The organism is Bacillus sp. YP1 (assembly GCF_000877815.1).
In the GTDB taxonomy this organism is placed as follows: domain Bacteria; phylum Bacillota; class Bacilli; order Bacillales; family Bacillaceae; genus Bacillus; species Bacillus subtilis.
Window position 1 is genome coordinate 1,597,034 of the sequence record NZ_CP010014.1, and the last position, 25,709, is coordinate 1,622,742.

Sequence of the window (25,709 nt, forward strand, 5' to 3'; positions counted from 1 at the left end):
AAACGCCAATGCTGAACACAGAAGACATTCTCTGTAAAATGCTTTTCGCACAATTACAGTCCATAGGGTTTTTCACAGAAAGTAAATCCCAGCCGGTATTGGAGAATTTCTATGGCAGATGGTTTGAAGAAAGCCAATCGATTTTAGAACGGCATCAATTTCTCAAGCGAACGGAGAACGGACATGTTCCAACACGCTCAATAGGCACCATGAGCGAGCTGTGGAAAGAATGGAATGAACAAAAATTTGACCTGCTTCAAGACAATAATATGAAAGCCATGGTGACATTGGTGGAGACAGCACTTAAAGCCTTGCCGGAGATTCTGACCGGCAAGGCGTCAGCCACCGATATCCTGTTTCCGAATTCATCTATGGATTTAGTAGAAGGGGTCTATAAAAACAATCAAGTCGCAGACTATTTTAATGATGTTCTTGCAGATACGTTAACAGCCTATCTGCAAGAACGTCTGAAGCAAGAGCCTGAGGCGAAGATTCGAATATTAGAAATCGGAGCCGGGACCGGCGGGACAAGCGCGGCTGTTTTTCAAAAATTGAAAGCATGGCAGACACATATAAAAGAATATTGTTATACAGATCTGTCTAAAGCTTTTTTAATGCATGCAGAAAATAAGTATGGTCCTGACAATCCATATTTGACATATAAACGATTTAATGTCGAGGAGCCGGCGTCTGAACAGCATATTGATGCGGGAGGCTACGACGCGGTCATCGCGGCAAATGTGCTTCATGCCACAAAAAATATCCGGCAGACATTGCGAAATGCAAAAGCAGTTTTGAAAAAAAACGGGCTGCTCCTTTTAAATGAAATAAGTAATCATAATATATATTCGCATTTGACGTTCGGCCTTTTAGAGGGCTGGTGGCTGTATGAGGATCCTGATCTCCGCATACCGGGCTGCCCGGGCCTGTATCCAGACACTTGGAAAATGGTGCTTGAGAGTGAAGGATTTCGCTATGTTTCCTTTATGGCTGAACAATCGCATCAACTCGGCCAGCAGATCATTGCCGCTGAAAGTAACGGAGTCGTCCGTCAAAAGAAGAGAACGGAGGCAGAAGAAGATCCAAGCCATATACAAATGAATGCTGAAATCGATCATTCACAGGAAAGCGATTCTCTCATCGAACAAACGGCACAATTTGTGAAGCATACGCTGGCAAAATCAATCAAACTATCACCAGAACGTATTCACGAAGATACGACATTTGAGAAGTATGGAATTGATTCGATTTTGCAGGTGAATTTCATTCGTGAATTAGAAAAAGTGACGGGAGAGCTTCCAAAAACCATTTTATTTGAACATAACAACACAAAAGAACTCGTCGAATATTTAGTAAAGGGGCATGAAAATAAGCTTCGGACAGCATTGTTAAAGGAAAAAACGAAGCCTGCAAAAAATGAAGCTCCACTTCAAACAGAGCGTACAGATCCTAATAAGCCATTTACTTTTCATACACGCCGCTTTGTTACAGAGCAGGAAGTCACGGAAACTCAGCTAGCAAATACCGAACCACTAAAAATAGAAAAGACAAGTAATTTGCAAGGAACACATTTTAATGATTCTAGTACAGAAGATATCGCAATAATCGGGGTAAGCGGGCGCTATCCGATGTCTAACAGTTTAGAAGAGCTTTGGGGGCATTTAATCGCCGGAGACAATTGTATTACAGAGGCACCGGAATCCAGATGGCGCACATCTTTATTGAAAACATTATCAAAAGATCCAAAAAAGCCGGCAAATAAGAAACGCTATGGCGGATTTTTACAAGATATAGAGGCATTTGACCATCAGCTTTTTGAGGTGGAGCAAAACCGGGTGATGGAAATGACACCGGAACTCCGTTTATGTTTAGAAACCGTCTGGGAAACGTTTGAGGACGGCGGCTATACGCGAACCCGGCTGGATAAATTGCGGGATGATGACGGAGTAGGTGTTTTTATAGGGAATATGTATAACCAGTATTTTTGGAATATCCCATCTTTAGAGCAGGCAGTCCTCAGCTCAAATGGGGGAGACTGGCACATTGCAAATCGCGTTTCCCACTTTTTTAACCTGACCGGACCGAGTATCGCTGTCAGCTCAGCATGCTCTAGTTCATTAAACGCCATACATCTTGCGTGTGAAAGCCTGAAATTGAAAAACTGCTCAATGGCGATTGCTGGAGGTGTCAATTTAACACTCGATCTCTCTAAATATGATTCTTTGGAGCGTGCCAATCTGCTGGGAAGCGGCAATCAAAGCAAAAGTTTTGGCACCGGAAACGGGCTTATTCCCGGGGAAGGCGTCGGAGCTGTCCTGTTAAAACCACTTTCGAAGGCGATGGAAGATCAGGATCATATTTACGCTGTGATCAAAAGCAGTTTTGCTAACCATAGCGGCGGAAGACAGATGTATACAGCTCCGGACCCGAAGCAGCAAGCAAAGTTAATTGTCAAGTCGATTCAGCAGTCGGGCATTGATCCAGAGACTATCGGCTATATTGAATCGGCGGCAAATGGTTCGGCGCTGGGCGATCCTATTGAAGTAATTGCCTTAACAAACGCGTTTCAACAATATACAAACAAGAAACAGTTTTGTGCGATAGGCTCTGTCAAATCCAATCTGGGGCATTTAGAGGCGGCTTCCGGTATTTCTCAGCTGACAAAAGTGCTGCTGCAGATGAAGAAAGGGACGCTGGTGCCGACAATTAACGCGATGCCTGTCAATCCAAATATTAAGCTGGAACACACGGCTTTCTATCTTCAGGAACAAACAGAGCCATGGCATCGCTTGAATGATCCTGAAACTGGAAAACAATTGCCGCGCAGAAGCATGATCAATTCCTTCGGAGCGGGGGGAGCCTATGCCAATCTTATTATAGAAGAATATATGGAGACGGCCCCTGAGAAAGAACATATCGCTCCCCGCCAGCAGGAATTCACTGCCGTTTTTTCAGCCAAAACAAAATGGAGCCTGCTTAGCTATCTAGAAAATATGCAATTGTTTTTAGAGAAGGAAGCTTCTCTGGATATTGAACCCGTTGTACAGGCTTTACACAGGAGAAACCATAATTTAGAGCATAGGACTGCATTTACAGTGGCATCGACTCAAGAGCTGATCGAAAAACTAAAGGTGTTCCGAACATCAAGAGAAAGCTCACTCCAGCAAGGCATCTATACATCATTCGATTTACAGCCATGTGCGGAATCAGCATCTAGGGATAGAGAAATAAACGCAGCAGAGCAATGGGCACAAGGGGCATTGATTGCTTTTAAAGAAGCTGATATAGGGAACCGAACAGGCTGGGTTCATCTGCCTCACTATGCATTTGACCATAATACATCATTTCATTTCGATGTATCGTCTATCAATGAGAAATCGTCAGATGTTGAAGACAATATCAATCAGCCGGTCATTCAAGATCAATTCACTTATGATGAGCCTTACGTTCAAGGACACGTCTTCAACAATGAACGGGTGCTTGTCGGTGCCACATATGGCAGTCTGGCCATTGAAGCATTTTTTAACCTGTTCCCTGAGGAAAACAGCGGCCGTATCAGCAAATTAAGTTATATCAGTCCAATTGTCATCAAACAAGGCGAGACCATTGAACTTCAGGCAAAGCCGCTGCAAAAAGATCAAGTCATAGAACTGCAAATCATGTATCGCGAGCCGTCCTCTGGTTTGTGGAAGCCTGCCGCAATCGGACAATGCGGAATCGGTTCTTTTGAGCCCAAAAAAGTCAATATCGAGAACGTTAAGCATTCATTAACTAAGCTTCATCACATCGATCAGATGTATAAAACCGGAAACGGTCCTGAATGGGGAGAGTTATTTAAGACAATTACTCATCTCTACAGAGATCACAAGTCTATACTGGCAAAAATTCGCCTGCCCCAAAGCGGGCTGGCAAACGGGCACCATTACACTGTAAGCCCATTGATGACAAACAGCGCGTACTTGGCTATCCTCAGTTTCTTAGAGCAGTTTGACATGACAGGCGGCTTCCTGCCGTTTGGAATCAATGATATCCAGTTTACAAAGCAAACGATAAAAGGGGATTGCTGGCTTTTGATTACATTGGTTAAGAATACAGGTGACATGTTGCTGTTTGATGTAGATGTGATCAATGAGTCGTCAGAAACAGTGCTGCACTACTCGGGCTACTCGCTTAAACAGCTTCGTATTTCGAATCAAAGAGGAAATCAAAATAAGGCCATCAAAGCCAGCAATCTGAAAGCTCGTATCAGAAGCTATGTAACAGATAAACTGGCAGTAAACATGGCCGATCCGTCAAAATTGTCAATTGCAAAAGCGCATATCATGGATTTTGGAATTGATTCTTCTCAATTGGTTGCACTGACAAGGGAGATGGAAGCAGAGACAAAGATCGAATTAAATCCGACTCTGTTTTTTGAATATCCGACTATTCAAGAGTTAATCGACTTTTTTGCGGACAAACATGAAGCATCTTTTGCTCAGCTGTTTGGTGAAGCTCATCAGCAGGAAGAACGCCCAGCTCAAATCGAAAACCAAATGAAACAGATTCCGGCATACGAGACGAACACGGATAAAACAATCGAACACGCGGCAGACGGCATAGCCATTATCGGCATGTCGGGACAGTTTCCGAAAGCAAACAGCGTAACGGAATTTTGGGATAACCTTATTCAAGGAAAGAACTGTGTCTCTGAAGTGCCGAAAGAACGCTGGGACTGGCGCAAATATGCCGCAGCCGATAAGGAAGGGCAATCAAGCCTTCAATGGGGCGGTTTTATAGAAGGAATAGGTGAGTTTGATCCCCTGTTTTTTGGCATATCGCCTAAAGAAGCGGCGAATATGGACCCACAGGAGTTTCTGCTCTTGATACATGCATGGAAGGCGATGGAAGATGCAGGCTTAACAGGGCAGGTTTTATCCAGCCGCCCGACAGGAGTATTTGTCGCAGCCGGCAATACGGATACAGCTGTGGTTCCTTCCCTAATTCCAAACCGTATATCCTATGCACTTGATGTAAAAGGGCCAAGTGAATATTATGAAGCTGCCTGTTCCTCAGCTCTAGTGGCTTTGCACAGAGCTATACAATCCATTCGAAACGGCGAATGTGAGCAAGCCATTGTCGGGGCTGTGAATTTGCTGCTTTCACCAAAAGGCTTTATTGGCTTCGACTCAATGGGCTATTTGAGTGAGAAAGGGCAGGCCAAATCCTTTCAAGCAGATGCAAATGGCTTTGTCAGAAGTGAAGGAGCAGGAGTTCTCATCATTAAACCATTGCAAAAAGCCATTGAAGATTCTGATCATATTTATTCGGTTATTAAAGGTTCAGGTGTATCGCATGGCGGCAGGGGAATGTCACTTCACGCGCCAAATCCGGCCGGCATGAAGGATGCAATGCTGAAGGCTTATCAAGGAGCGCAAATTGATCCCAAAACGGTGACCTATATAGAAGCGCATGGGATCGCCTCTCCATTGGCAGACGCGATAGAAATAGAGGCGTTAAAGTCAGGCTGCAGTCAGCTCGAATTGGAACTTCCACAGGAAGTACGGGAGGAAGCGCCATGTTATATCAGCAGCTTAAAGCCGAGCATCGGACACGGTGAACTCGTCTCAGGCATGGCTGCTCTTATGAAGGTCAGCATGGCGATGAAGCATCAAACAATACCAGGCATATCCGGATTTTCGTCTTTGAATGACCAGGTGTCATTAAAGGGCACCCGTTTCCGAGTGACTGCCGAGAATCAGCAATGGAGGGATTTAAGTGACGATGCAGGCAAAAAAATTCCGCGCAGAGCGAGTATCAACAGCTATAGCTTTGGAGGCGTAAATGCGCACGTCATTTTAGAAGAATATATTCCTTTACCAAAACCACCGGTTAGTATGAGTGAGAATGGTGCCCACATTGTAGTTCTTTCTGCAAAGAATCAAGACAGGCTAAAAGCAATTGCTCAACAGCAGCTTGACTATGTGAATAAACAACAAGAACTGTCATTACAAGATTATGCTTATACACTTCAAACCGGCCGAGAGGAAATGGAAGACCGCCTGGCGCTCGTCGTCCGCAGTAAAGAAGAACTGGTAATCGGCTTGCAAGCCTGCTTAGCAGAAAAAGGCGATAAGCTGAAGAGTTCTGTACCTGTCTTTAGCGGAAATGCAGAAAATGGCTCGTCAGATCTCGAAGCCTTGCTGGATGGTCCATTAAGAGAAATGGTGATCGAGACTTTGTTGTCTGAAAACAACCTTGAAAAGATCGCGTTTTGCTGGACAAAAGGGGTGCAAATCCCATGGGAAAAGCTTTATCAAGGAAAAGGTGCCCGCAGAATACCGTTGCCAACCTATCCATTTGAAAAGAGAAGCTGCTGGAACGGCTTTCAAGCAGTAGAGAATACGCCTTCTGTTTCACAGGATGAGCGTATCAACAACAGCAGCGATCATCACATATTAGCAAATGTACTAGGGATGGCTCCGGATGAACTGCAGTTTCATAAGCCATTGCAGCAGTATGGATTTGATTCAATTTCTTGCATACAGTTATTACAGCAATTGCAATCAAAGGTGGACCCTCTCATTGTCTTGACGGAGCTTCAAGCATGCCATACTGTTCAGGACATGATGGACTTGATCGCAAAGAAACAGGAGGATACATCCTTACAAAATGATCAAGCTCGCACGTTTCCGGAATTAATACCGTTAAATGACGGCAAGCGGGGGCGCCCTGTCTTTTGGTTCCATGGCGGAGTAGGAGGAGTTGAAATCTATCAGCAATTTGCACAAAAGAGCCAGCGCCCTTTTTACGGCATTCAAGCCAGAGGATTCATGACTGATTCTGCTCCTTTGCACGGAATTGAACAAATGGCTTCCTATTATATAGAGATCATTCGATCCATACAGCCTGAAGGTCCTTATGATGTAGGCGGATATTCCTTAGGCGGGATGATTGCATATGAAGTCACTCGCCAGCTGCAAAGCCAAGGCCTTGCTGTCAAAAGCATGGTGATGATTGACTCCCCATATCGTTCTGAGACAAAAGAGAATGAGGCATCTATGAAAACGTCAATGCTGCAAACAATTAATACGATGCTGGCATCGATTGCGAAACGGGAAAAGCTTACGGATGTTCTCATCAGCCGTGAAGAGGTGGACATAAGCTTAGAGGATGAAGAATTCCTGTCTGAGTTGATTGACTTGGCAAAAGAACGAGGGCTAAACAAACCAGATAAGCAAATACGTGCGCAGGCTCAGCAAATGATGAAAACACAGCGCGCCTATGATTTGGAGTCGTACACTGTTAAGTCTCTCCCTGATCCTGAGACGGTAAAATGTTATTATTTCCGCAACAAAAGCAGGTCTTTCTTTGGTGATTTAGACACTTATTTCACTTTATCAAATGAAAAAGAACCGTTTGATCAAGCTGCCTATTGGGAGGAATGGGAGCGGCAAATTCCCCATTTCCACCTGGTGGATGTCGATTCAAGCAACCACTTCATGATATTAACCGAACCGAAAGCGTCAACAGCCATGTTAGAATTTTGCGAAAAGCTCTATTCAAACAGGGGAGTAGTGAATGCGAATTTCCTTAAGGCTTTCCGAAAGAAACATGAAGCGAGGGAAGAAAAAGAAACAGATGAATTGGTGAAGCGTTGAGAAAACATAAACGCCCCCTCTTTTAAAAGGGGGCGTTTTGAATGTTATTTTGAAAGTGAAACAGGGAGACTTTCTAATCCTCTTAAAAAGACATTTTTTCTCCATTGAATGTCATCAGGTGCAACCGCAAGTTCAATATCAGGAAATCTCTTCAGAAGGGCGTTAAATGCAATGTGGCCTTCCAGCCTGGCAAGAGGCGCTCCTAAGCAGAAATGAATGCCAAAACCGAAAGAAATATGTCTGTTAGGCGACCGATTTATATTTAATATTTCGGGGTTCTCAAAAAAATTCGGGTCGCGATTGGCCGATCCAATGCCTATAAAAATCATGTCTCCTCTTTTGATCGAATGCCCCTTATATCTAAAGTCTTCAATGGCCCACCGATTTGCCATCATAACGACAGGTGAGGTGTATCGCAGCAATTCTTCAACCGCTGTAGCGATCATTTCAGGCTGCTGCTTGAGCTTCTCACATTCCTTCATGTGCTGCAGCAATGCGAGGGTGCCTGAGCCGAGTAAGTTAACAGTTGTTTCAAGGCCGGCTACAACGAGCAAGAACAGCATCGAATAGAGCTCTTTTTCGCTTAACTTGCTGCCGTTTTCCTCAGCATGCACAAGTTTGCTGATTAAATCGTCTTTTGGCTTTATTCTTCTGTCATGGATCAGCTTGGCGATATAATCTTTAAATTCACGAAGAGCCTGATTTGTCAGCTCTCTATTACCTTCAGAGGTATCAACCATCGCATTGGTCCAGATTTGAAACTGTGACCGATCTTCTTTTGGGATTCCCATCAATTCAGATATAACAATAAAAGGCAAAGGGGAAGCGAAGGATTTCATGATATCCGCTTTATTTTCTTTTTCCATTTCATCTAAAAGCTGTTCAGCAATTTGTTCAATGCTGCAGCGCAGATTTTCAATGGTTCGGGGAGTAAATGCTTGATGAACAAGTGATCTCAGGCGGGTATGGTCAGGTGTGTCTTTTGCCAGCATATGATCGGATACAAAATCGATATCTTCACTAACGTTGAGCATTTTGATTTGTTCTTGGTTCATCACATTTTTTACGTCTCTTGTAATTCGATTGTCTTTTAAAAAGGCCATACAATCATCGTATCGGGTAATTAACCAGGCCGGATATGTGGCTCCGAACCGTTTTAATTCAAATCGGTGAATGGGCTCTTCCTCTCTAAATCGTCCTAAAACTGAAAAAGGATTGTGATGAAACTCTTTACCATGCGGATGAAACATCAATTTTTCCATTTGCATTCTCCTCGCCTAATAGGGTAAATAGATGAATCAAATTGCTGAACTAGTTTACAAAAAACAGAATGATTTGAAATGTAATCCTGTCTCTAAAACTATATATCTATTTTAGGAGTCATTCAATAGGGTGAAGAACGAAAAAAGTGAAAAAACGGCTCGATATAAAGCAGCGCCTTTGAACGAAAGCTCAAAGGCGCTACGCTGTATTATTTTGATGAAAGTGGCTTTCAGCTGGGCTGGATATCAATTGTATATACTGCACGATCTGTTACGACCTTCAATCCTTCGTTTTCTTGGTGAATATGAATGTCACCTAATAAAGGAATCTCATAGGCATTTTGCGGAAGCGGTACGTTTCCGTCCTCAGTGAATGTTGTTCCTTCGCCTTCTAAAACGAGCTCTTCTTTTGCAACATAATCATCAGGATGATTCGTACTGCGTATAGCCACTTTTTGAAGGTGGAGAACAATCTGATCCAAGTCTGATATCTCTTCATCATGGGTCAATTCACCTTTTCTAATATCAAGCGTCTGGCCGACTTTTGATTCCAGCCATTGAGAAAGCTGTGTATTCGTGTGTGCCATCAATATTCCTCCTTTTGATCTACACGATACTATTCCCAATTGCTGCATCTTTTACACGGAAAAGAGCCGCCTCACTCTTTATGTATGAAACAATTCGCTGTTGAGAGCCTTGATATAGCGTACGGCAGAACGCTGGACCGCTTCGCCGGCATTTTCTTTGACAACTTTAGAAAAAGCATTGTAAAGCCGGTTGAATTGAAGCGGTTTTACTTTGGCTGCTATTTCTTCAACTTTGGAGGCGGGAAGGGGAATGAGATTTGGGTAGCTGTACATAAAGCTGACCCAGTTTCGGTCCGCCGCAACCGTAATGAACCCTCCGGTCAATAGACAGCCTTTCCCTTCATTGCCCTTGCTCCAATGCAAAACAGCACCGCCTTTAAAATGTCCGCCCAGTCGGTAAAGGTCCAGTCCCGGCTTTACGTTGAGCGTTTCCCCTGACCAGAAGTGAATGTGATTGCTTGGCCTTGTCACCCATTCTTTATCATCCTCATGGATATAGATCGGCGCCTGAAACGCTTCAGCCCACTCAACTTGAGTAGAGTAATAATGTGGATGAGACAAGGCGATGGCTTGAATACCGCCTAATTCGTTGATTTGGTCAATTGTCTTTTGGTCAAGATATGTCATGCAATCCCACAGCACATTGAAGCCCTTATGCTGGATAAGATGGGCTGTTTGTCCAATCGCAAACTCTGGTTCAGTTTTGATGCTGTAAAGATGCTCTTCTTCCTTTTGGAGGATGTTTTGAAGGTTTCCTTTCTCACGCATGTCTTCAAGAGTTGTCCAAGTTTGTCCATCGGGATGAATATACTGCCTTTCATCCTCGCAAATCAGACACGAGTTGGGCGGATCTACAGTCTGTGCATGTTGCACACCGCATGTATTGCAGATATAATATGGCACTTTCTTCACTTCCTTCATCTATTTTCCATTATTTTACCTTATGATTATGAATATTCAAACGAAAAAACCGGCAGTTCTGCTGAGAGAGAATTGCCGGCTTTTTGGTGCTTTTTATTGGCCGGGGACGGAATTTTCTGCGTTGACAGCGCCCGTTCCGTAGATATTCGGATCTTCATCTTTCCATTTGTCCGTGCCGTTTTTCAAAAGCTCTTTTACTTCATCGGGGGTAAGATCCGGGTTTTGCTGAAGAATTAAAGCTGCGATTCCTGCGCAAATCGGTGTTGCCATCGAGGTTCCTGACATTGTAAAGTACTGAGACCCTACACGGCTTGACTTTTGGAGCTTATCAATATAAGAATTCGGAGAGCGAAGGGAAATAATATTAACACCCGGCGCTAAAATATCAGGCTTTTCTTTCCCATATACTGTCGGGCCGCGGCTTGAGAAGGAAGCGACAGTATCATCATCGCTGCTTGCAGTATTGTTATCGTCAAGCGCACCTACTGTAATCACCTTTTCGCTCACGCCTGGGCTTGCAATGGTCTGCGAATCAGGGCCTGAGTTTCCGGCAGCGACACAGACGACAATCCCTGCGTTCCACGCTTCTTCAACCGCTCTGACTAACGGATCTTCCTGTTCATGATCATATCTAAGGGCATCGCCCCCGAGCGACATGCTAATAATATCAATCGGTTCATCGGGGTTGTCCTCATTGTATTGAATACACCACTCAACACCCTCTATAATATCTGCTAACGTTCCTGAACCCTGTTTGTTTAATACCTTTACGCCGATGAGATTGGCTTCCGGTGCAGGTCCGCGGTATTGACCGGAAGAGGATGCACCGCTGCTTGCGACATCACCTGCACAGTGTGTGCCATGACCATTATCATCGTACGGCTCTGTTTTTTGATTGACCATGTCCGCGAATCCGATAATTCTGCCTTCTAGATCAGGATGCGGGTAGATTCCTGTATCGACAACAGCGACAGTAACACCTTTTCCTGTCAGGGTTTGCCCGTTTCTGACGACTTCCTTCGCATGGCTTGCTTCGGTTGCCGTGTCTAAAAGCGCTTTGACTTCGCGGTTTAAATACACTTTACGGATATTGCTGCATTCAGAGAGAAGGGAATGTAATGCTGAAGGAGTAACCTCCGCGCTGCAGCAATTGATTTTGTTGAAGCGGCTTTTTAGCTTGCTGCGTTTTTCTTTTTGCAGCACCTCTCCAGCCATTTGAAAGCCGGTCTCGTGACAGCCTTCCTCAAATTCGATAATGACTGACATTTTTTTTCTGTTTTGCAATTTGGTTTCGAAAAATTTATGCAAGAAGCAAGGAGTCCATTTGAAGGGCTTGTAAAGCTGCAATACGGTTTCCCGTAACGGCCAATCTAGCTTGTGAGCATTTGCTCTCACCATTTGTACCATAGAGTACCCAAACATGTATTTTCCTCCTATTATAAGGTTCTCTGTATACTCTATGAACAGATGATAGGTTTGGTAAGTTTGTTTGTCCTCTATAAGAGACAGACAAGAGTTTGTTTTTCTGAATCTTTCGCATTAGATACGATAGATTCAGAAGTTGAGGAAATCATTGGGGATTGAAAAAGAACGTTTGTTCGTATTATAATGTGATCATATCAAACTGGGAAGGGGAGAGCAACCGTATGAATTTCTACTTGCACCGATCTTTGGAAAGCCAAATGCCAATCAGCATTATATATATGAAGAAAGACGGAACGATTAGTAAAAGAACGATTATTGTGAGACAGAAAAGCAAAACGAAAATCAAAGCATTTTGTTTTTCGAAACAACAGATCAGAACATTTTTATTGGACTCTATCCTCTCCTGTGATTTTGTGAGAACAAATAAGCAAAATCTCTATTCTGCAGGCCGGTAACAGCTGTCCGTCTCAGCAACCGGGCAGCTGTTACTAAAACCCTCCTTAAACCTATATACATTTATTTGCCAAGTGAGGTTGTTCCTACCTTTTTTGTCTTTCCTCTCAACCTTTTTTCACTCTTATTTGAAATGAACCGCTAATAACCGTGACAATCAATTGATTTTTTGAAACCGGGAACTTTTTCACTGATGATATTGTGTATACAATGGTAAGATAAAACCTATTGGCTAAACCTCATATAATGAACCGCGCCATTCTTATGAAAGGAGTTAAACATGAGAAGATTTTTACTAAATGTCATATTAGTCTTAGCCATTGTCTTGTTCTTGAGATATGTTCATTACTCATTGGAACCTGAACCATCAAATCAGCCAGATACATATTCAAATTTCAGCAGCTTGGCAGAGAATGAGAGCCCAGCCGATTACGATATTTCATATAATGAGAAAAAAGGAAGCAAAGTCTTAATTATGTCTCCGCATGGCGGAAGAATTGAAGGCGGAGTAAGTGAGCTTGTTCGTTATTTCAATAATGAATACTCTACATACCTGTTTGAAGGGTTGAAGTCCCACGATAACCAAACGCTGCACATTACAAGCACCAACTTTGATGAGCCATTGGCAAAAAAGAAAATCAAGGAGCATCAATATGTGGTGGCTTTTCACGGATATAAAGGAGAGAACAAGAATACGCTTGTAGGGGGAACAGACCGAAAGCGGGCGAAAATGATTGTGAGAGCCCTTGAGCGGAGAGGGTTTTCCGCTGAGTTAGCGTCGTCTAAAAGCGGTCTTGCTGGATTGAATGCCGAAAACATTAATAACCAAGGGGGAACGGGGCTAAGTATCCAGCTGGAAATCAGCCGTGAGCAGAGAGAAGCATTTTTTGATGATTTTTATTATAAGAATAGAAAATACACAAAGAACAGTGAATTTTATGCTTATGTCAGTGCGATCAAAGGTGTCCTGGAAAAAGAGTATTCGTAACAAGCAGATCAGAAGACAAAATAAGAGAAGATCAGTAGACTGAAATAGGATAAAAAAGGAGGCAAAACAATGGCAGATCATCATTTTTATTTAAAAGCGAATTGGCCGGGTAACCGCAATGATGTCGGTACGATCGAAAGCGGAAACCTGATCACATCGATTTCCATTCCTAAAGAAATGGATGGCCCGGGAGAAGGGACCAACCCAGATGAAATGCTTCTCGGGGCGGCAGCGACCTGTTACATTATTACACTTGCAGCGATGATGGAGAGAAGCGGGCTGGAAAAAGAAGACTTACAGATGGAGTCAGAAGGCATTGTCGACGTCACAAAAGGAGTCTTTACATACAAAAAGATCATTCACCGTCCCTCTGTCGTGCTTAAACATGATGCTTCACAAGACGACGTCGCATTGGCGCACAAGCTTTGTAAAAAAGCGGAGTCGTCATGCATGATTTCGCGTGCAATTCAAGGAAATGTCGAGCTGCAGCTTGAAGCCTCTGTGAAACTGGGTGGAGAATAAAGAAAACAGACGGTCACTCACAGGCCGTCTGTTTTTTATCTTCAGCGTGGGCTTTCGATTGATTTAGCACGACCACGCCTGCAATGACAAGCGTGAGACCGAATACACCTTTTAAACTGATGGTTTCGCCAAAAAGCAAAAACCCGACAATTGCTGTAAGTGCGGTACCAACGCCCGACCATGTTGCATACGCGCTTGATAAGTCAATTGTTTTTAAAGAAAAGCTTAGAAACGTAAAAGCAGAAAGAAATCCGACTATGACTCCGGCAATGGGCCAGGCTTGTGTAAATCCTTCTGAAAGCTTCAGCATCGTGCTCCCAAACACTTCAGATACAATGGCGAGAGCCAAATAAAGCAATCCTCTCATCTTCATCACTCCTTTACTGCCAATTAAGTAACACGACCCCTGATAGTAATAAAAGAATCCCGATAAGCCCTTTGGCATTCAGATCTTCCTTGAACCATTTTACTCCGATCACTGTCGTCAGCACCGTGCCCGCCCCGCTCCAAGTCGCATAGGAGAGGCTCAGGGGAATATGGTTTAAAGTCAGGGACAGCATATAAAAGGCGAGGGAATAGCCAATAACGACCAAAGCACTTGGCTTCCACTTTTTGAAGCCATCAGATACTTTCAGCATGGCTGCTCCTATCGATTCCGAACATATGGCAATCGTGAGGAATATATATCCTATCAACATCATGAATTCTCCTCACTATATTTTTAGATTAGAAAAAACTTCAGCTAGAAAAATATTAGTGTATGCCTATGTATGAGTCAAGAGATTCATTTTCACACACTAAAAAAGACCCCTTTTTAAGGGGTCTTTTGCGTTTAATAATAAAAAGGGAACGGAGCATACGGATAATAGGGGTATCCGCCATACAAATAAGGATTAAATAAAGCGCTTCCTATAAGCCCGCCTGCAAGGCCGCCGATAAACGGTCCTCCAAAAAATCCGAATGGCCGGCCAAACCCATAACCAAATCCGGGTCTTCCAAACCCGTAACCGAACCCGAACGGTCTTCCAAACCCAAATGGTCTCCCGAATCCGAACGGCCTTCCAAATATTCTTGTATCTTCAGGGCTGAAATGCTCTAACTCGTTCATGTTTTCTTTCCTCCTGTAATAAAGTGTAGATGATGCAGTGTATTCACCCTGCCCGGATTTGATTGGGCGAATCGAGGAAAAGGAGGATGTGAACACATTGGGCCTGTATCAGTCTGACTGGTCAAAAGCACCGCCCCACGCACATGCTTATCATGTCAAAACAACGAGAGAACAGGGCCATTATCATCTAATCGAAGGGTTTACTCAGCCGGCAAACGGATCAAATACCGATCAGCATACACATTACTATACAGGGATCACTTCATTTGAAAACGGCCATTTTCATCGGTATTACGGAATCTCAGGACCGGCGATTCCCTTAGCAGATGGCACACATTATCATGAAATCGAAGAAACGACGTATCTGGCCTATAACGAGCCGATTGAGATCCAGTACGGAGGGGTTGTGTACGATCCCGGAGATGACAGAAGAAAAACGCATCGTCATACCCTGAAAGGAAAGACAAGGGAAATTGTCGGCAATGAGCCGCTCGGCTGGTAGAAGGATGTTTACCGATGCAAAAAAAGGGCAAAATGGATAGGTGGTTGTCCATGTTGAATGCTATAATGGGGGGAGATTTATAAAAGAGAGTGATACATATTGAATAATACGAAGCAGCCCGTTGTCATTTTAGTCGGACCGACGGCAGTGGGGAAAACCAATTTAAGTATTCAGCTAGCCAAATCCTTAAACGCGGAAATTATCAGCGGAGATTCGATGCAGATTTATAAAGGGATGGATATTGGAACAGCTAAAATTACCGAACAGGAGATGGAGGGAGTGCCCCATCATCTGATTGACATTTTAGATCCCCAAGACTCTTTCTCTACTGCCGATTATCAAAGCTTAGTAAGAAATAAAATCAGCGAGATTGCAAATAGAGGAAAGCTTCCGATGATTGTCGGCGGTACAGGGCTTTATATACAATCTGTGCTTTACGATTATACATTTACGGAAGAGGCAAATGATCCCGTGTTTCGAGAGAGCATGCAAATGGCTGCTGAGCGGGAAGGCGCTGACTTTCTTCATGCCAAACTTGCTGCAGCAGATCCCGAGGCAGCAGCTGCGATTCATCCGAATAATACAAGAAGAGTCATTCGCGCACTGGAAATTTTACATACGTCCGGAAAAACGATGTCCCAGCATTTGAAGGAACAAAAACGAGAACTTCTGTACAATGCAGTGTTAATTGGCCTGACAATGGATAGAGACACGCTTTACGAAAGAATTAATCAGCGGGTCGATATGATGATGCAGTCAGGCCTTCTTCCGGAAGTGAAACGCTTATACGACAAGAACGTGAGAGACTGTCAATCAATACAGGCGATAGGCTATAAAGAGCTGTATGCATATTTTGACGGTTTTGTGACACTTTCCGATGCTGTCGAACAGCTAAAGCAGAACTCGAGGCGGTATGCGAAACGCCAGCTGACGTGGTTTCGCAACAAAATGCAGGTCACATGGTTCGATATGACACCGCCTGTTGATATGGAGCTGAAAAAAAAGGAAATTTTCACACATATAGCAGGAAAACTCGAACTTTAATCGAAACTGTATGATATAGAGAATCAAGGAGGACGAAACATGAAACCGATTAATATTCAGGATCAGTTTTTGAATCAAATCCGGAAAGAAAATACGTATGTCACTGTTTTTTTGCTGAACGGCTTTCAGTTGCGGGGCCAGGTGAAAGGCTTTGATAACTTTACCGTATTGTTGGAATCGGAAGGTAAGCAGCAGCTTATATATAAACATGCGATCTCAACGTTTGCGCCGCAAAAAAACGTCCAGCTTGAACTCGAATAGATCAAAAAATGCCATGTCAAGACATGAGGAAAGGCTGCCGGGGGTTCCCGGCGGCCATTTTTAACATGCATCCACTTTTGCTCCAAGCTTTTTGTGTAAGCTGACCATGCCAAGGCACGGTCTTTTTTTATGAGAACAACATACGGAAGTAAAATGGTATATTATGTATAAAATGAATTTGGGAGTGATCGACCTTGTTTGAAAGTGAAGCAGAACTGAGACGAATCAGGATTGCACTTGTATGGATAGCTGTCTTTTTACTGTTCGGGGCGTGCGGGAATCAAGATACCATTATTGAAACAGACAGCGGCAATTCAGACTATGAAACGCCTCAGCCCACCTCGTTTCCACTTGAACATAACCATTTTGGCGTTATGGAGGACGGCTATATCAAAATTTATGAGTATAATGAGTCCCGCAATGAGGTAAAGCTGAAGAAAGAATACGCGGATGATGAGCTTGAATAAAATTCACAAGCATTCGAATTTACAAAGCGGATGCCAGCCGCTAAACTAAATACAGACACAGATCAAACAGAGGGTGAAAACATGAAGCATAAAGTGATCGTGAATCATTGGGAAGAAATTTGCGAAGATGATTCTTGCTATGAATACGGAACAAGTATCATTGTGAACGGAAAAGAATTAATCAGAGAAGCGTCAATTATCACTGCTTTGAAGGCGGTTTTAGAAGAGATCGGCGCGGATGTTGAAATAGAAGAAACAGTAGAGAGCGAAAAATGCTGTGATAGCTTAAGAAAAAAAAATCTAGACTACTAAGCAGTTTTTTTTCATGTTATGATATACATCGGCTAAAAACGACACCCCGAGTAGGACGAGAGATGATTCTCGTTCTGCTCTCTTTTTTGGGCCCTAATGAGTCTGCCCATTTGCCTGATTTGATCAAAATATGAATTTTTCATAAAAACGAATCTATATATTGTGTTTTTGCTAGAGGGTAGTATACTATATATAGTGTTAGTGATGAGAGATTCATATTTTTTGATAGGTCGTGATAAAACGTGGTACAAATCATATTTGATTCGAAAACAGGGAATGTTCAGCGGTTTGTGAATAAAACAGGCTTTCAGCAGATACGCAAGGTGGACGAAATGGACCACGTGGACACTCCGTTTGTTTTGGTCACCTACACGACAAACTTCGGCCAGGTACCGGCATCAACACAATCATTTCTCGAAAAATACGCCCATCTCTTATTAGGAGTCGCTGCGAGCGGCAACAAAGTATGGGGCGATAACTTTGCAAAAAGCGCCGATACCATTTCAAGACAATATCAGGTGCCGATCTTGCACAAATTTGAACTCAGCGGCACATCTAAAGACGTTGAATTGTTTACTCAGGAGGTAGAAAGAGTTGTCACAAAATCAAGTGCCAAAATGGATCCAGTTAAATAACGAAATCATGATCCAAAAAGATGGGAAATTCCAGTTTGATAAGGATAAAGAGGCTGTACATAGCTATTTTGTAGATTATATCAATCAAAACACAGTCTTCTTTCACGATTTAAAAGAGAAGCTGGATTATTTGGTTGAAAATCAATACTACGAAGAGGAATTCTTAAGCCTTTATTCTTTTGAAGACATTAAAGAAGTGTTTAAGACAGCTTACGCTAAGAAGTTTCGTTTTCCTTCCTTCATGAGTGCGTTTAAATTCTATAATGACTATGCTTTGAAAACGAATGACAAGAAAAAAATCCTCGAGCGTTATGAGGACCGGATCTCAATTGTTGCGCTGTTCTTCGCTAACGGCGACACTGAGAAAGCAAAAGAATATGTAAACCTGATGATCAATCAAGAATATCAGCCGAGCACACCGACATTTCTGAACGCCGGCAGAAAACGCCGCGGTGAACTTGTGAGCTGCTTCTTGCTGGAAGTCAATGATTCCTTAAACGACATTTCAAGAGCGATTGATATCTCCATGCAGCTTTCTAAACTGGGCGGAGGGGTTTCTCTTAACCTGTCCAAGCTTCGTGCGAAAGGTGAAGCCATTAAAGATGTTGAGAATGCGACAAAAGGCGTTGTAGGCGTCATGAAGCTTCTTGATAACGCGTTCCGTTATGCTGACCAAATGGGACAAAGACAAGGATCCGGCGCGGCGTATTTAAACATTTTCCACCGCGATATCAATGATTTTCTCGATACGAAAAAGATTTCTGCGGATGAAGATGTGCGTGTCAAAACGCTTTCTATCGGTGTTGTCATTCCGGATAAGTTCGTTGAGCTTGCACGCGAGGACAAAGCGGCTTATGTATTCTACCCGCACACGATTTATAAAGAGTACGGCCAGCACATGGATGAGATGGACATGAACGAAATGTACGACAAGTTTGTCGACAACCCTCGGGTGAAAAAGGAAAAAATCAACCCGCGGAAACTGCTTGAAAAATTGGCGATGCTTCGTTCTGAATCAGGCTATCCATACATCATGTTCCAAGATAACGTCAATAAAGTGCATGCGAATAACCATATTTCCAAGGTCAAATTTTCTAACCTTTGCTCTGAAGTGCTGCAGGCATCTCAAGTTTCTTCATACACAGACTATGATGAAGAAGATGAAATCGGTCTGGATATTTCCTGCAACCTGGGTTCGCTTAACATTCTCAATGTCATGGAGCATAAATCAATCGAAAAGACAGTCAAGCTTGCGACAGACTCTTTAACACACGTGTCTGAAACAACTGACATCCGTAATGCGCCTGCTGTAAGACGGGCAAACAAAGCGATGAAATCAATCGGCCTCGGTGCTATGAACCTTCACGGCTACCTTGCGCAAAACGGCATTGCGTATGAAAGTCCGGAAGCGCGTGACTTTGCAAACACGTTCTTTATGATGGTGAACTTCTACTCCATCCAGCGTTCTGCGGAAATCGCAAAAGAGAAGGGTGAAACGTTTGATCAATATGAAGGCTCAACCTATGCGACAGGTGAATACTTTGACAAATACGTTTCTACTGATTTCTCACCGAAATATGAAAAAATAGCTAATCTGTTTGAAGGTATGCATATCCCGACGACAGAGGACTGGGAAAAGCTAAAAGCATTTGTGGCTGAACACGGTATGTATCACAGCTACAGATTATGCATTGCGCCGACAGGCTCTATCTCATACGTTCAATCAAGTACGGCGTCTGTTATGCCGATTATGGAACGCATTGAAGAACGAACATACGGCAACTCAAAAACGTACTACCCAATGCCTGGGCTTGCATCTAATAACTGGTTCTTCTATAAAGAAGCCTACGATATGGACATGTTCAAGGTTGTGGATATGATCGCCACTATCCAGCAGCACATTGATCAGGGAATCAGCTTTACATTGTTCTTAAAAGACACAATGACGACCCGTGATTTAAACCGAATCGATCTGTATGCACATCATAGAGGAATTAAAACCATTTACTATGCAAGAACGAAAGATACTGGGCAAGACAGCTGCCTTTCTTGTGTTGTTTGATTAAAGGAGAGTTTATAGTGACAAAAATTTATGACGCAGCAAACTGGTCAAAGCATGAAGACGATTTTACCCAAATGTTCTATAACCAAAACGTGAAACAGTTCTGGCTTCCGGAAGAGATTGCTTTAAACGGCGATCTCCTCACATGGAAGTACCTCGGAAAAAATGAGCAGGACACTTATATGAAGGTACTGGCCGGACTTACGCTTCTTGATACAGAGCAGGGGAATACGGGGATGCCGATTGTGGCTGAACACGTAGATGGCCACCAGCGGAAAGCGGTGCTGAACTTTATGGCGATGATGGAGAACGCTGTCCATGCGAAGTCGTACTCTAATATTTTCATGACCCTTGCACCGACTGAAACGATTAATGAAGTATTTGAATGGGTTAAACAAAATAAATATTTGCAGAAAAAAGCGCAAATGATTGTCGGGCTTTACAAAGCCATTCAAAAAGATGATGAAATTTCACTGTTCAAAGCGATGGTTGCTTCCGTCTATCTGGAAAGCTTCCTTTTCTACAGCGGTTTCTATTATCCGTTATATTTCTACGGACAAGGAAAACTGATGCAAAGCGGTGAGATCATTAACCTGATCCTTCGTGACGAAGCGATTCACGGCGTGTATGTCGGTCTCCTTGCTCAGGAAATTTATAATAAACAGACAGAAGAGAAAAAAGCAGAGCTTCGTGAATTTGCGATCGACCTTCTGAATCAGTTATATGAAAATGAGCTTGAGTATACAGAGGACTTGTACGATCAAGTCGGACTCTCACACGATGTAAAGAAATTCATCCGCTATAATGCGAATAAAGCGCTGATGAATCTTGGATTTGATCCATACTTCGAAGAGGAAGATATTAATCCGATCGTATTAAACGGATTAAACACAAAAACAAAATCGCATGACTTCTTCTCTATGAAGGGGAATGGCTATAAAAAAGCGACAGTTGAGCCGCTCAAAGATGATGACTTTTATTTTGAAGATGAAAAAGAGCAGATATAATATCTGCTCTTTTCGGCTTGAAGGTTCAAATGAGGAGGACGCAGTACCCATGGGAAAAATGGACGAAATGATTTTAGTTGCCCCGCGCGATGATGTGTTTAAGAAAGAAAGCTTAACCTTCCAGGGCGTGTACAGTGAAGATAGCAGAGTAGCCGAAATCATGGCTCAGATTGAAGCAGCCTATCGTGAAATGAGAAGAGGGGACGCAGAAGAAGATCCGCGTTTCAAGCAGCCGATACCTTATGTCGTCATTAAGCGTGAAGATGAAGTTTTTCTTTACGAGCGGCTGGCTGGCGGCGGTGAATCACGACTGCACAACAAGCTTTCTCTCGGCTTTGGCGGCCATATGAACGCCATCGAAGGGGCAGCTTCATTTGCTGAAGTCTTAAAGCTGAACACAGACCGTGAGCTTGAGGAAGAACTGCAAATAAATGAAGAAGATAAACAGGCGATTGTCACACTGGGATTGATCAATGATGATGAAAACAGTGTTGGCAAAGTGCATATCGGTATTCTTTCTGCGCTTCAATTAAAGCCTGGCGCACAAGTGGAAGTGAAGGAGAAAGAACAAATTGCTGGTAAATGGATGAAAGTTTCTGAATTAAAACAGGATGACATCTACAACCGTCTGGAAACATGGTCACAGTTTGTTGTCGATATCCTTGAATAAAAAAACCCGGTTTCTCGTGATGAGGAGCCGGGTTTTTTTATGAGACGCTCGTCCCGGTCTCGGCTATGATTCTAGGATCACAATAGCGTCAAAGCCGGCATTTTTCGCTCTGGCAGCCAGGGTGTCTGCATTGTCTTTGGATGAAAATGCGCCAATCTGCACTTTGTATAATCCGTCCTTTAAAAGGACAATCGAGTCAAAACCTTTGGCTTCGGCTTTACTTGCGAGCGAGTCGGCATTCGCTTTGACTTTAAATGCGCCGATTTGAACCTTATATAACCCTAAGCTGGAAGTCTTTTTAAGGTTAAAGGCTTGCTCCAGCCCGTTTGCATGTCCTCTCGCTAAGCTTTGAATAAAACTGCTCGTTTTCAGCTTATTTGCATCGGCAACGGTATCAATGAAGCCGTTCTCGGTCAAGAGGGCAGGCATTGCCGACTCCCTTAGGACGTGGAAGTTCGCCGTTTTTTTGCCGCGATCGGCAAAGTCGACAGCTTGTATCACTTCAGAGTGAATTGCCGATTGATAAGTCGTCGTCGGGGCTCCTACACCTGGATAAATATAGCTTTCAAAACCTGTGCCTCCCCCGGAATTAACGTGAATGGACAAAAAGAAATCTGCTCCCCAGTTATTTGCGGCATTTGTCCGGTCGTTTAAGCTGACATATTGGTCGCTTGTCCGGCTCAGCAGCAAAGAAACGCCTTCATATTCATTAGTTAATATCGTACGTAAGGCTAAAGCGATTTGCAGGGTTAACGTTTTTTCCTGAAGGCCATTACCTGTTGCGCCTGGATCAGCCCCGCCATGGCCAGGATCAATAAAAATTTTAACCATTTTTCATCACCTCATTACAGGATATGAAAAAACACGGCTTCTGCTTGTACGATTATCATTCAACTGAAAAATGAGGAAATAACCCTTTCACATCCGGAAATTATTTCTCGGGAAAGCGCACAATTCAACATGAAGCGACAACAGATACGGCCCGACATGAAATATGTGCATACGCCATATGTTTGTATGTACTATGGGTTCGGTTAACCTGCACTGATTCCTGCTGATTTAAGCTTTACGTTCATAAGCATTTGAAACGTAAATTGATGAGAAAGCTCCTTTCATTAAAGACACCACTTTATAAATCGAAAAAAAGAAAAACACTTCAGGTATCTTACGGCGGGTAATACGCTTCGTACAAAAAACAGCCCGTTACATGAAAAAAGGATTGGCGAATGGGGATAATAATGAGAAAAAGAAGCTCACTATAATACTCTGACAAAATGATTAAAAACAAAATCTCATGGTTTGTCCACCCCATGTCCGTGAATACAATAAGAAATAAAGTATTTCTCGGGAAAGCGCAGGATTCCTTATTGTTCCCGAAAAAAGCAATTGTTTCGACACATGATAGGCGTTTGTCACAATCGGCATCCGCTTGAATATCATATAGAGAGAACAGAGAGGTGAAGATGTTGGAGCGCGCTGTGACTTATAAAAACAACGGACAGATCAACATTATTCTGAACGGGCAAAAGCAGGTGCTGACGAATGCTGAGGCAGAGGCGGAATATCAGGCTGCATTGCAAAAAAACGAAGCAAAGCACGGCATTTTGAAGGAAATCGAAAAAGAGATGAGCGCATTAGTTGGGATGGAGGAAATGAAACGCAACATCAAGGAAATATACGCCTGGATTTTTGTGAACCAAAAACGCGCGGAGCAAGGCTTGAAGGTTGGAAAGCAAGCGCTGCACATGATGTTTAAAGGAAATCCGGGAACGGGAAAAACGACGGTTGCACGGCTCATCGGCAAGCTGTTCTTTGAAATGAATGTCCTGTCAAAAGGCCACTTAATAGAAGCGGAGCGGGCTGACCTGGTCGGGGAGTATATCGGACACACCGCCCAAAAGACGAGAGACTTAATCAAAAAGTCATTAGGTGGCATTTTGTTTATAGACGAAGCCTACTCGCTGGCAAGAGGCGGCGAAAAGGACTTTGGGAAAGAAGCGATCGACACACTTGTCAAGCATATGGAAGACAAACAGCATGAGTTTATTTTGATACTCGCCGGATATTCACGGGAAATGGATCATTTTCTCTCGTTAAATCCCGGTCTCCAATCAAGATTTCCCATTTCCATTGATTTTCCGGATTACTCTGTGACACAGCTCATGGAGATTGCGAAACGAATGATCGATGAAAGGGAATACCAGCTCAGTCAAGAAGCTGAATGGAAATTGAAAGATTACTTAATGACAGTGAAAAGCACGACAAGTCCCATTAAATTCAGCAATGGACGTTTTGTCAGAAATGTGATCGAAAAATCGATCAGAGCACAAGCCATGAGGCTTTTAATGGGAGACCAATACTTAAAAAGCGACTTGATGACCATCAAAAGCCAAGATCTTTCCATTAAAGAAGAAGCATCTGGATCTGCATAGACCTCTCAGTTTTTGAGAGGTCTGTTTTTTGCTCGTATTTCCGCTTTTCAAAGCAATCGATTTGTGGTATACACATGCAGGGTTTGGTATGATAATACTACTGCCCAATATGCAAAAGAAAGGAACATCCATTTGAACGAACAAGAAACGATTCAGGAGAAAGCCATTTTAGTCGGATGTCAGCTGCCGCATATCACGGATGAGCATTTTGAAAATTCTATGGAAGAGCTAGCATCTCTGACGAAAACAGCAGACGGAAAAGTACTGACCAGCGTCACACAAAAACGGAACAGGGCTGACGCCGCTACATATATAGGAAAAGGGAAGGTAGAAGAGCTGAAGGCACTGGTGGAAGAGCTTGAAGCTGATCTCCTCATCTTTAATGATGAACTGTCGCCAAGTCAGCTGAAGTCATTGGCAACAGCAATTGAAGTGAAGATGATTGACCGCACGCAATTGATATTAGATATTTTTGCAAAGCGGGCGAGAACGAGAGAAGGCAAACTTCAAATTGAGCTGGCTCAGCTGCAATATGCACTGCCGCGTCTGACGGGACAAGGGATCAACCTTTCCCGGCAAGGCGGTGGAATTGGGGCAAGAGGTCCCGGGGAAACGAAACTGGAAACCGACCGCCGCCATATCAGAAATCGCATTCATGAAATCAACACACAGCTTTCCACTGTCATTCGCCATAGAAGCCGATACCGTGAAAGAAGAAAGAAAAACGGTGTGCTTCAAATTGCGCTTGTCGGCTATACAAACGCAGGGAAATCAACATGGTTCAACCGTCTGACGAGTGCTGACAGCTATGAAGAAGACCTCCTGTTTGCCACGCTCGATCCGATGACCAGAAAAATGGTCCTGCCAAGCGGCTACAGTGTTCTTCTATCAGATACAGTAGGATTTATTCAGGATCTTCCGACGACATTGATTGCTGCATTCCGCTCAACGCTTGAGGAATTAAAAGAAGCGGATTTAATTCTGCATTTAATTGATTCTTCAAATGAGGATTATGTGGGACATGAAAAAACAGTGCTTCGGCTGCTTGAGGAGCTTGAAGCAGATGATATCCCGATGCTGACGGCTTACAATAAACGTGATCAAAAACTGCCTGATTTTATACCGTCCGCCGGAAGGGATCACATTATGGTCAGTGCGAAATTTGAGGACGACGCTGAAATCTTTAAAGAAGCGATTCAGCGCTATTTGCGCCAAGAACTGTTAACGTCTTTTGAAGCACATGTGCCGGCAAGTGAAGGGAAGCTCCTTTCCAGAATCAAATCGGAAACGATGGTAGACCGCTTCTATTTTAATGAAGAAAATGAACAGTATGACATATCCGGCTATGTCCAAGAAGAGCAAAGTATCATCGGTGAATTAAAGAAGTATATGTAGGAAGGAAATATAAAGA

23 protein-coding genes are annotated in these 25,709 nt (G+C 43.3%); 15 read left to right on the top strand and 8 right to left on the bottom strand.

All coding sequences use genetic code 11. The features are described 5' to 3' along the window. The first annotated feature begins 8 nt into the window (after positions 1 to 8). A complete protein-coding gene (locus tag QF06_RS07655) occupies positions 9 to 7,640 on the top strand; it encodes a beta-ketoacyl synthase N-terminal-like domain-containing protein (protein ID WP_041850813.1) in 7,632 nt (2,543 codons plus the stop codon). A 44-nt stretch (positions 7,641 to 7,684) separates the two neighbouring features. Here the strand turns inward: QF06_RS07655 and QF06_RS07660 are convergent, their stop codons facing one another. The 4 genes from QF06_RS07660 to aprX form a co-directional block, all read right to left on the bottom strand. Then, a complete protein-coding gene (locus tag QF06_RS07660) occupies positions 7,685 to 8,902 on the bottom strand; it encodes a cytochrome P450 family protein (protein WP_041850812.1) in 1,218 nt (405 codons plus the stop codon). A 230-nt stretch (positions 8,903 to 9,132) separates the two neighbouring features. Continuing rightward, on the bottom strand, positions 9,133 to 9,489 hold the full coding sequence (locus QF06_RS07665) for a protein YmzB (protein ID WP_041850811.1): 357 nt from the start codon (positions 9,487 to 9,489) through the stop codon (positions 9,133 to 9,135). 78 nt (positions 9,490 to 9,567) lie between these two features. Continuing rightward, on the bottom strand, positions 9,568 to 10,392 hold the full coding sequence (locus QF06_RS07670; protein WP_080332585.1) for an MBL fold metallo-hydrolase: 825 nt from the start codon (positions 10,390 to 10,392) through the stop codon (positions 9,568 to 9,570). A gap of 111 nt (positions 10,393 to 10,503) precedes the next feature. Beyond that, on the bottom strand, positions 10,504 to 11,832 hold the full coding sequence (aprX, locus tag QF06_RS07675; RefSeq protein WP_041850809.1) for a serine protease AprX: 1,329 nt from the start codon (positions 11,830 to 11,832) through the stop codon (positions 10,504 to 10,506). 224 nt (positions 11,833 to 12,056) lie between these two features. On the opposite strand from aprX, the gene QF06_RS07680 reads away from it, so the two are divergent. The 3 genes from QF06_RS07680 to QF06_RS07690 all read left to right on the top strand — a co-directional run bounded on the left by QF06_RS07680 (position 12,057) and on the right by QF06_RS07690 (position 13,798). Then, positions 12,057 to 12,290, top strand: a complete 234-nt coding sequence (locus QF06_RS07680) for a hypothetical protein (protein ID WP_014476869.1) — start codon at positions 12,057 to 12,059, stop codon at positions 12,288 to 12,290. Positions 12,291 to 12,568: 278 nt separating this feature from the next. Continuing rightward, positions 12,569 to 13,276: a poly-gamma-glutamate hydrolase family protein gene (locus QF06_RS07685; RefSeq protein ID WP_041850808.1), complete on the top strand. Its 708-nt coding sequence runs from the start codon at positions 12,569 to 12,571 to the stop codon at positions 13,274 to 13,276. A 69-nt stretch (positions 13,277 to 13,345) separates the two neighbouring features. Then, on the top strand, positions 13,346 to 13,798 hold the full coding sequence (locus QF06_RS07690; protein WP_003231775.1) for an OsmC family protein: 453 nt from the start codon (positions 13,346 to 13,348) through the stop codon (positions 13,796 to 13,798). A 13-nt stretch (positions 13,799 to 13,811) separates the two neighbouring features. On the opposite strand, the gene ebrB is transcribed toward QF06_RS07690, so the two are convergent. The 3 genes from ebrB to QF06_RS07705 form a co-directional block, all read right to left on the bottom strand. Further along, positions 13,812 to 14,165 (bottom strand): multidrug efflux SMR transporter subunit EbrB, encoded by a 354-nt coding sequence (gene ebrB, locus QF06_RS07695; RefSeq protein WP_003245163.1) that lies wholly within the window; start codon positions 14,163 to 14,165, stop codon positions 13,812 to 13,814. Between the two features lie 13 nt (positions 14,166 to 14,178). Next, entirely contained in the window at positions 14,179 to 14,496 is a 318-nt protein-coding gene (ebrA, locus tag QF06_RS07700) for a multidrug efflux SMR transporter subunit EbrA (RefSeq protein WP_015483253.1), read from the bottom strand. A gap of 134 nt (positions 14,497 to 14,630) precedes the next feature. Continuing rightward, complete coding sequence (locus QF06_RS07705) at positions 14,631 to 14,906, bottom strand: hypothetical protein (protein ID WP_003245252.1); 276 nt, start codon at positions 14,904 to 14,906, stop codon at positions 14,631 to 14,633. An 88-nt stretch (positions 14,907 to 14,994) separates the two neighbouring features. Between QF06_RS07705 and QF06_RS07710 the strand changes: the two genes are divergently transcribed. From QF06_RS07710 to QF06_RS07750, 9 genes are all read left to right on the top strand, one after another. After that, on the top strand, positions 14,995 to 15,408 hold the full coding sequence (locus QF06_RS07710; RefSeq protein ID WP_003231769.1) for a YmaF family protein: 414 nt from the start codon (positions 14,995 to 14,997) through the stop codon (positions 15,406 to 15,408). Positions 15,409 to 15,507: 99 nt separating this feature from the next. Continuing rightward, entirely contained in the window at positions 15,508 to 16,452 is a 945-nt protein-coding gene (miaA, locus tag QF06_RS07715) for a tRNA (adenosine(37)-N6)-dimethylallyltransferase MiaA (protein ID WP_021479248.1), read from the top strand. A gap of 39 nt (positions 16,453 to 16,491) precedes the next feature. Further along, positions 16,492 to 16,713: an RNA chaperone Hfq gene (gene hfq / locus QF06_RS07720; RefSeq protein WP_003221097.1), complete on the top strand. Its 222-nt coding sequence runs from the start codon at positions 16,492 to 16,494 to the stop codon at positions 16,711 to 16,713. Positions 16,714 to 16,907: 194 nt separating this feature from the next. Beyond that, on the top strand, positions 16,908 to 17,180 hold the full coding sequence (locus QF06_RS07725; RefSeq protein ID WP_014479841.1) for a YmzC family protein: 273 nt from the start codon (positions 16,908 to 16,910) through the stop codon (positions 17,178 to 17,180). A gap of 81 nt (positions 17,181 to 17,261) precedes the next feature. After that, positions 17,262 to 17,492, top strand: coding sequence for a hypothetical protein (locus QF06_RS07730; protein WP_003245262.1), 231 nt, complete (start codon positions 17,262 to 17,264; stop codon positions 17,490 to 17,492). Between the two features lie 242 nt (positions 17,493 to 17,734). Continuing rightward, the gene (nrdI, locus tag QF06_RS07735) at positions 17,735 to 18,127 is read left to right on the top strand and encodes a class Ib ribonucleoside-diphosphate reductase assembly flavoprotein NrdI (RefSeq protein ID WP_003231758.1); all 393 of its coding nucleotides are present in this window, start codon (positions 17,735 to 17,737) and stop codon (positions 18,125 to 18,127) included. Further along, positions 18,087 to 20,189, top strand: a complete 2,103-nt coding sequence (gene nrdE, locus QF06_RS07740; RefSeq protein WP_038828297.1) for a class 1b ribonucleoside-diphosphate reductase subunit alpha — start codon at positions 18,087 to 18,089, stop codon at positions 20,187 to 20,189. The genes nrdI and nrdE overlap by 41 nt, the downstream gene beginning before the upstream one ends. A gap of 17 nt (positions 20,190 to 20,206) precedes the next feature. Beyond that, the gene (gene nrdF, locus QF06_RS07745) at positions 20,207 to 21,196 is read left to right on the top strand and encodes a class 1b ribonucleoside-diphosphate reductase subunit beta (protein ID WP_003231754.1); all 990 of its coding nucleotides are present in this window, start codon (positions 20,207 to 20,209) and stop codon (positions 21,194 to 21,196) included. 49 nt (positions 21,197 to 21,245) lie between these two features. Beyond that, the gene (locus QF06_RS07750) at positions 21,246 to 21,866 is read left to right on the top strand and encodes a hypothetical protein (protein WP_003245105.1); all 621 of its coding nucleotides are present in this window, start codon (positions 21,246 to 21,248) and stop codon (positions 21,864 to 21,866) included. 63 nt (positions 21,867 to 21,929) lie between these two features. On the opposite strand, the gene cwlC is transcribed toward QF06_RS07750, so the two are convergent. After that, positions 21,930 to 22,697: a sporulation-specific N-acetylmuramoyl-L-alanine amidase gene (cwlC, locus tag QF06_RS07755; RefSeq protein WP_043940123.1), complete on the bottom strand. Its 768-nt coding sequence runs from the start codon at positions 22,695 to 22,697 to the stop codon at positions 21,930 to 21,932. A gap of 632 nt (positions 22,698 to 23,329) precedes the next feature. Here cwlC and spoVK point away from each other — a divergent pair. After that, positions 23,330 to 24,298: a stage V sporulation protein K gene (spoVK, locus tag QF06_RS07760; RefSeq protein WP_003231746.1), complete on the top strand. Its 969-nt coding sequence runs from the start codon at positions 23,330 to 23,332 to the stop codon at positions 24,296 to 24,298. Positions 24,299 to 24,430: 132 nt separating this feature from the next. Beyond that, a complete protein-coding gene (gene hflX / locus QF06_RS07765; RefSeq protein WP_043940124.1) occupies positions 24,431 to 25,693 on the top strand; it encodes a GTPase HflX in 1,263 nt (420 codons plus the stop codon). Positions 25,694 to 25,709 lie beyond the last annotated feature (16 nt).

Bases quoted from the DNA above. Each gene is read 5' to 3' on its own strand.
- QF06_RS07665 (WP_041850811.1), bottom strand. From the start codon at position 9,489: ATGGCACACACGAATACACAGCTTTCTCAATGGCTGGAATCAAAAGTC.
- cwlC (WP_043940123.1), bottom strand. From the start codon at position 22,697: ATGGTTAAAATTTTTATTGATCCTGGCCATGGCGGGGCTGATCCAGGC.
- QF06_RS07690 (WP_003231775.1), top strand. From the start codon at position 13,346: ATGGCAGATCATCATTTTTATTTAAAAGCGAATTGGCCGGGTAACCGC.
- QF06_RS07660 (WP_041850812.1), bottom strand. From the start codon at position 8,902: ATGGAAAAATTGATGTTTCATCCGCATGGTAAAGAGTTTCATCACAAT.
- ebrA (WP_015483253.1), bottom strand. From the start codon at position 14,496: ATGTTGATAGGATATATATTCCTCACGATTGCCATATGTTCGGAATCG.
- QF06_RS07685 (WP_041850808.1), top strand. From the start codon at position 12,569: ATGAGAAGATTTTTACTAAATGTCATATTAGTCTTAGCCATTGTCTTG.
- QF06_RS07680 (WP_014476869.1), top strand. From the start codon at position 12,057: ATGAATTTCTACTTGCACCGATCTTTGGAAAGCCAAATGCCAATCAGC.
- QF06_RS07730 (WP_003245262.1), top strand. From the start codon at position 17,262: ATGAAGCATAAAGTGATCGTGAATCATTGGGAAGAAATTTGCGAAGAT.
- aprX (WP_041850809.1), bottom strand. From the start codon at position 11,832: ATGTTTGGGTACTCTATGGTACAAATGGTGAGAGCAAATGCTCACAAG.
- hfq (WP_003221097.1), top strand. From the start codon at position 16,492: ATGAAACCGATTAATATTCAGGATCAGTTTTTGAATCAAATCCGGAAA.
- spoVK (WP_003231746.1), top strand. From the start codon at position 23,330: ATGTTGGAGCGCGCTGTGACTTATAAAAACAACGGACAGATCAACATT.
- QF06_RS07655 (WP_041850813.1), top strand. From the start codon at position 9: ATGCTGAACACAGAAGACATTCTCTGTAAAATGCTTTTCGCACAATTA.
- QF06_RS07750 (WP_003245105.1), top strand. From the start codon at position 21,246: ATGGGAAAAATGGACGAAATGATTTTAGTTGCCCCGCGCGATGATGTG.
- QF06_RS07705 (WP_003245252.1), bottom strand. From the start codon at position 14,906: ATGAACGAGTTAGAGCATTTCAGCCCTGAAGATACAAGAATATTTGGA.
- ebrB (WP_003245163.1), bottom strand. From the start codon at position 14,165: ATGAGAGGATTGCTTTATTTGGCTCTCGCCATTGTATCTGAAGTGTTT.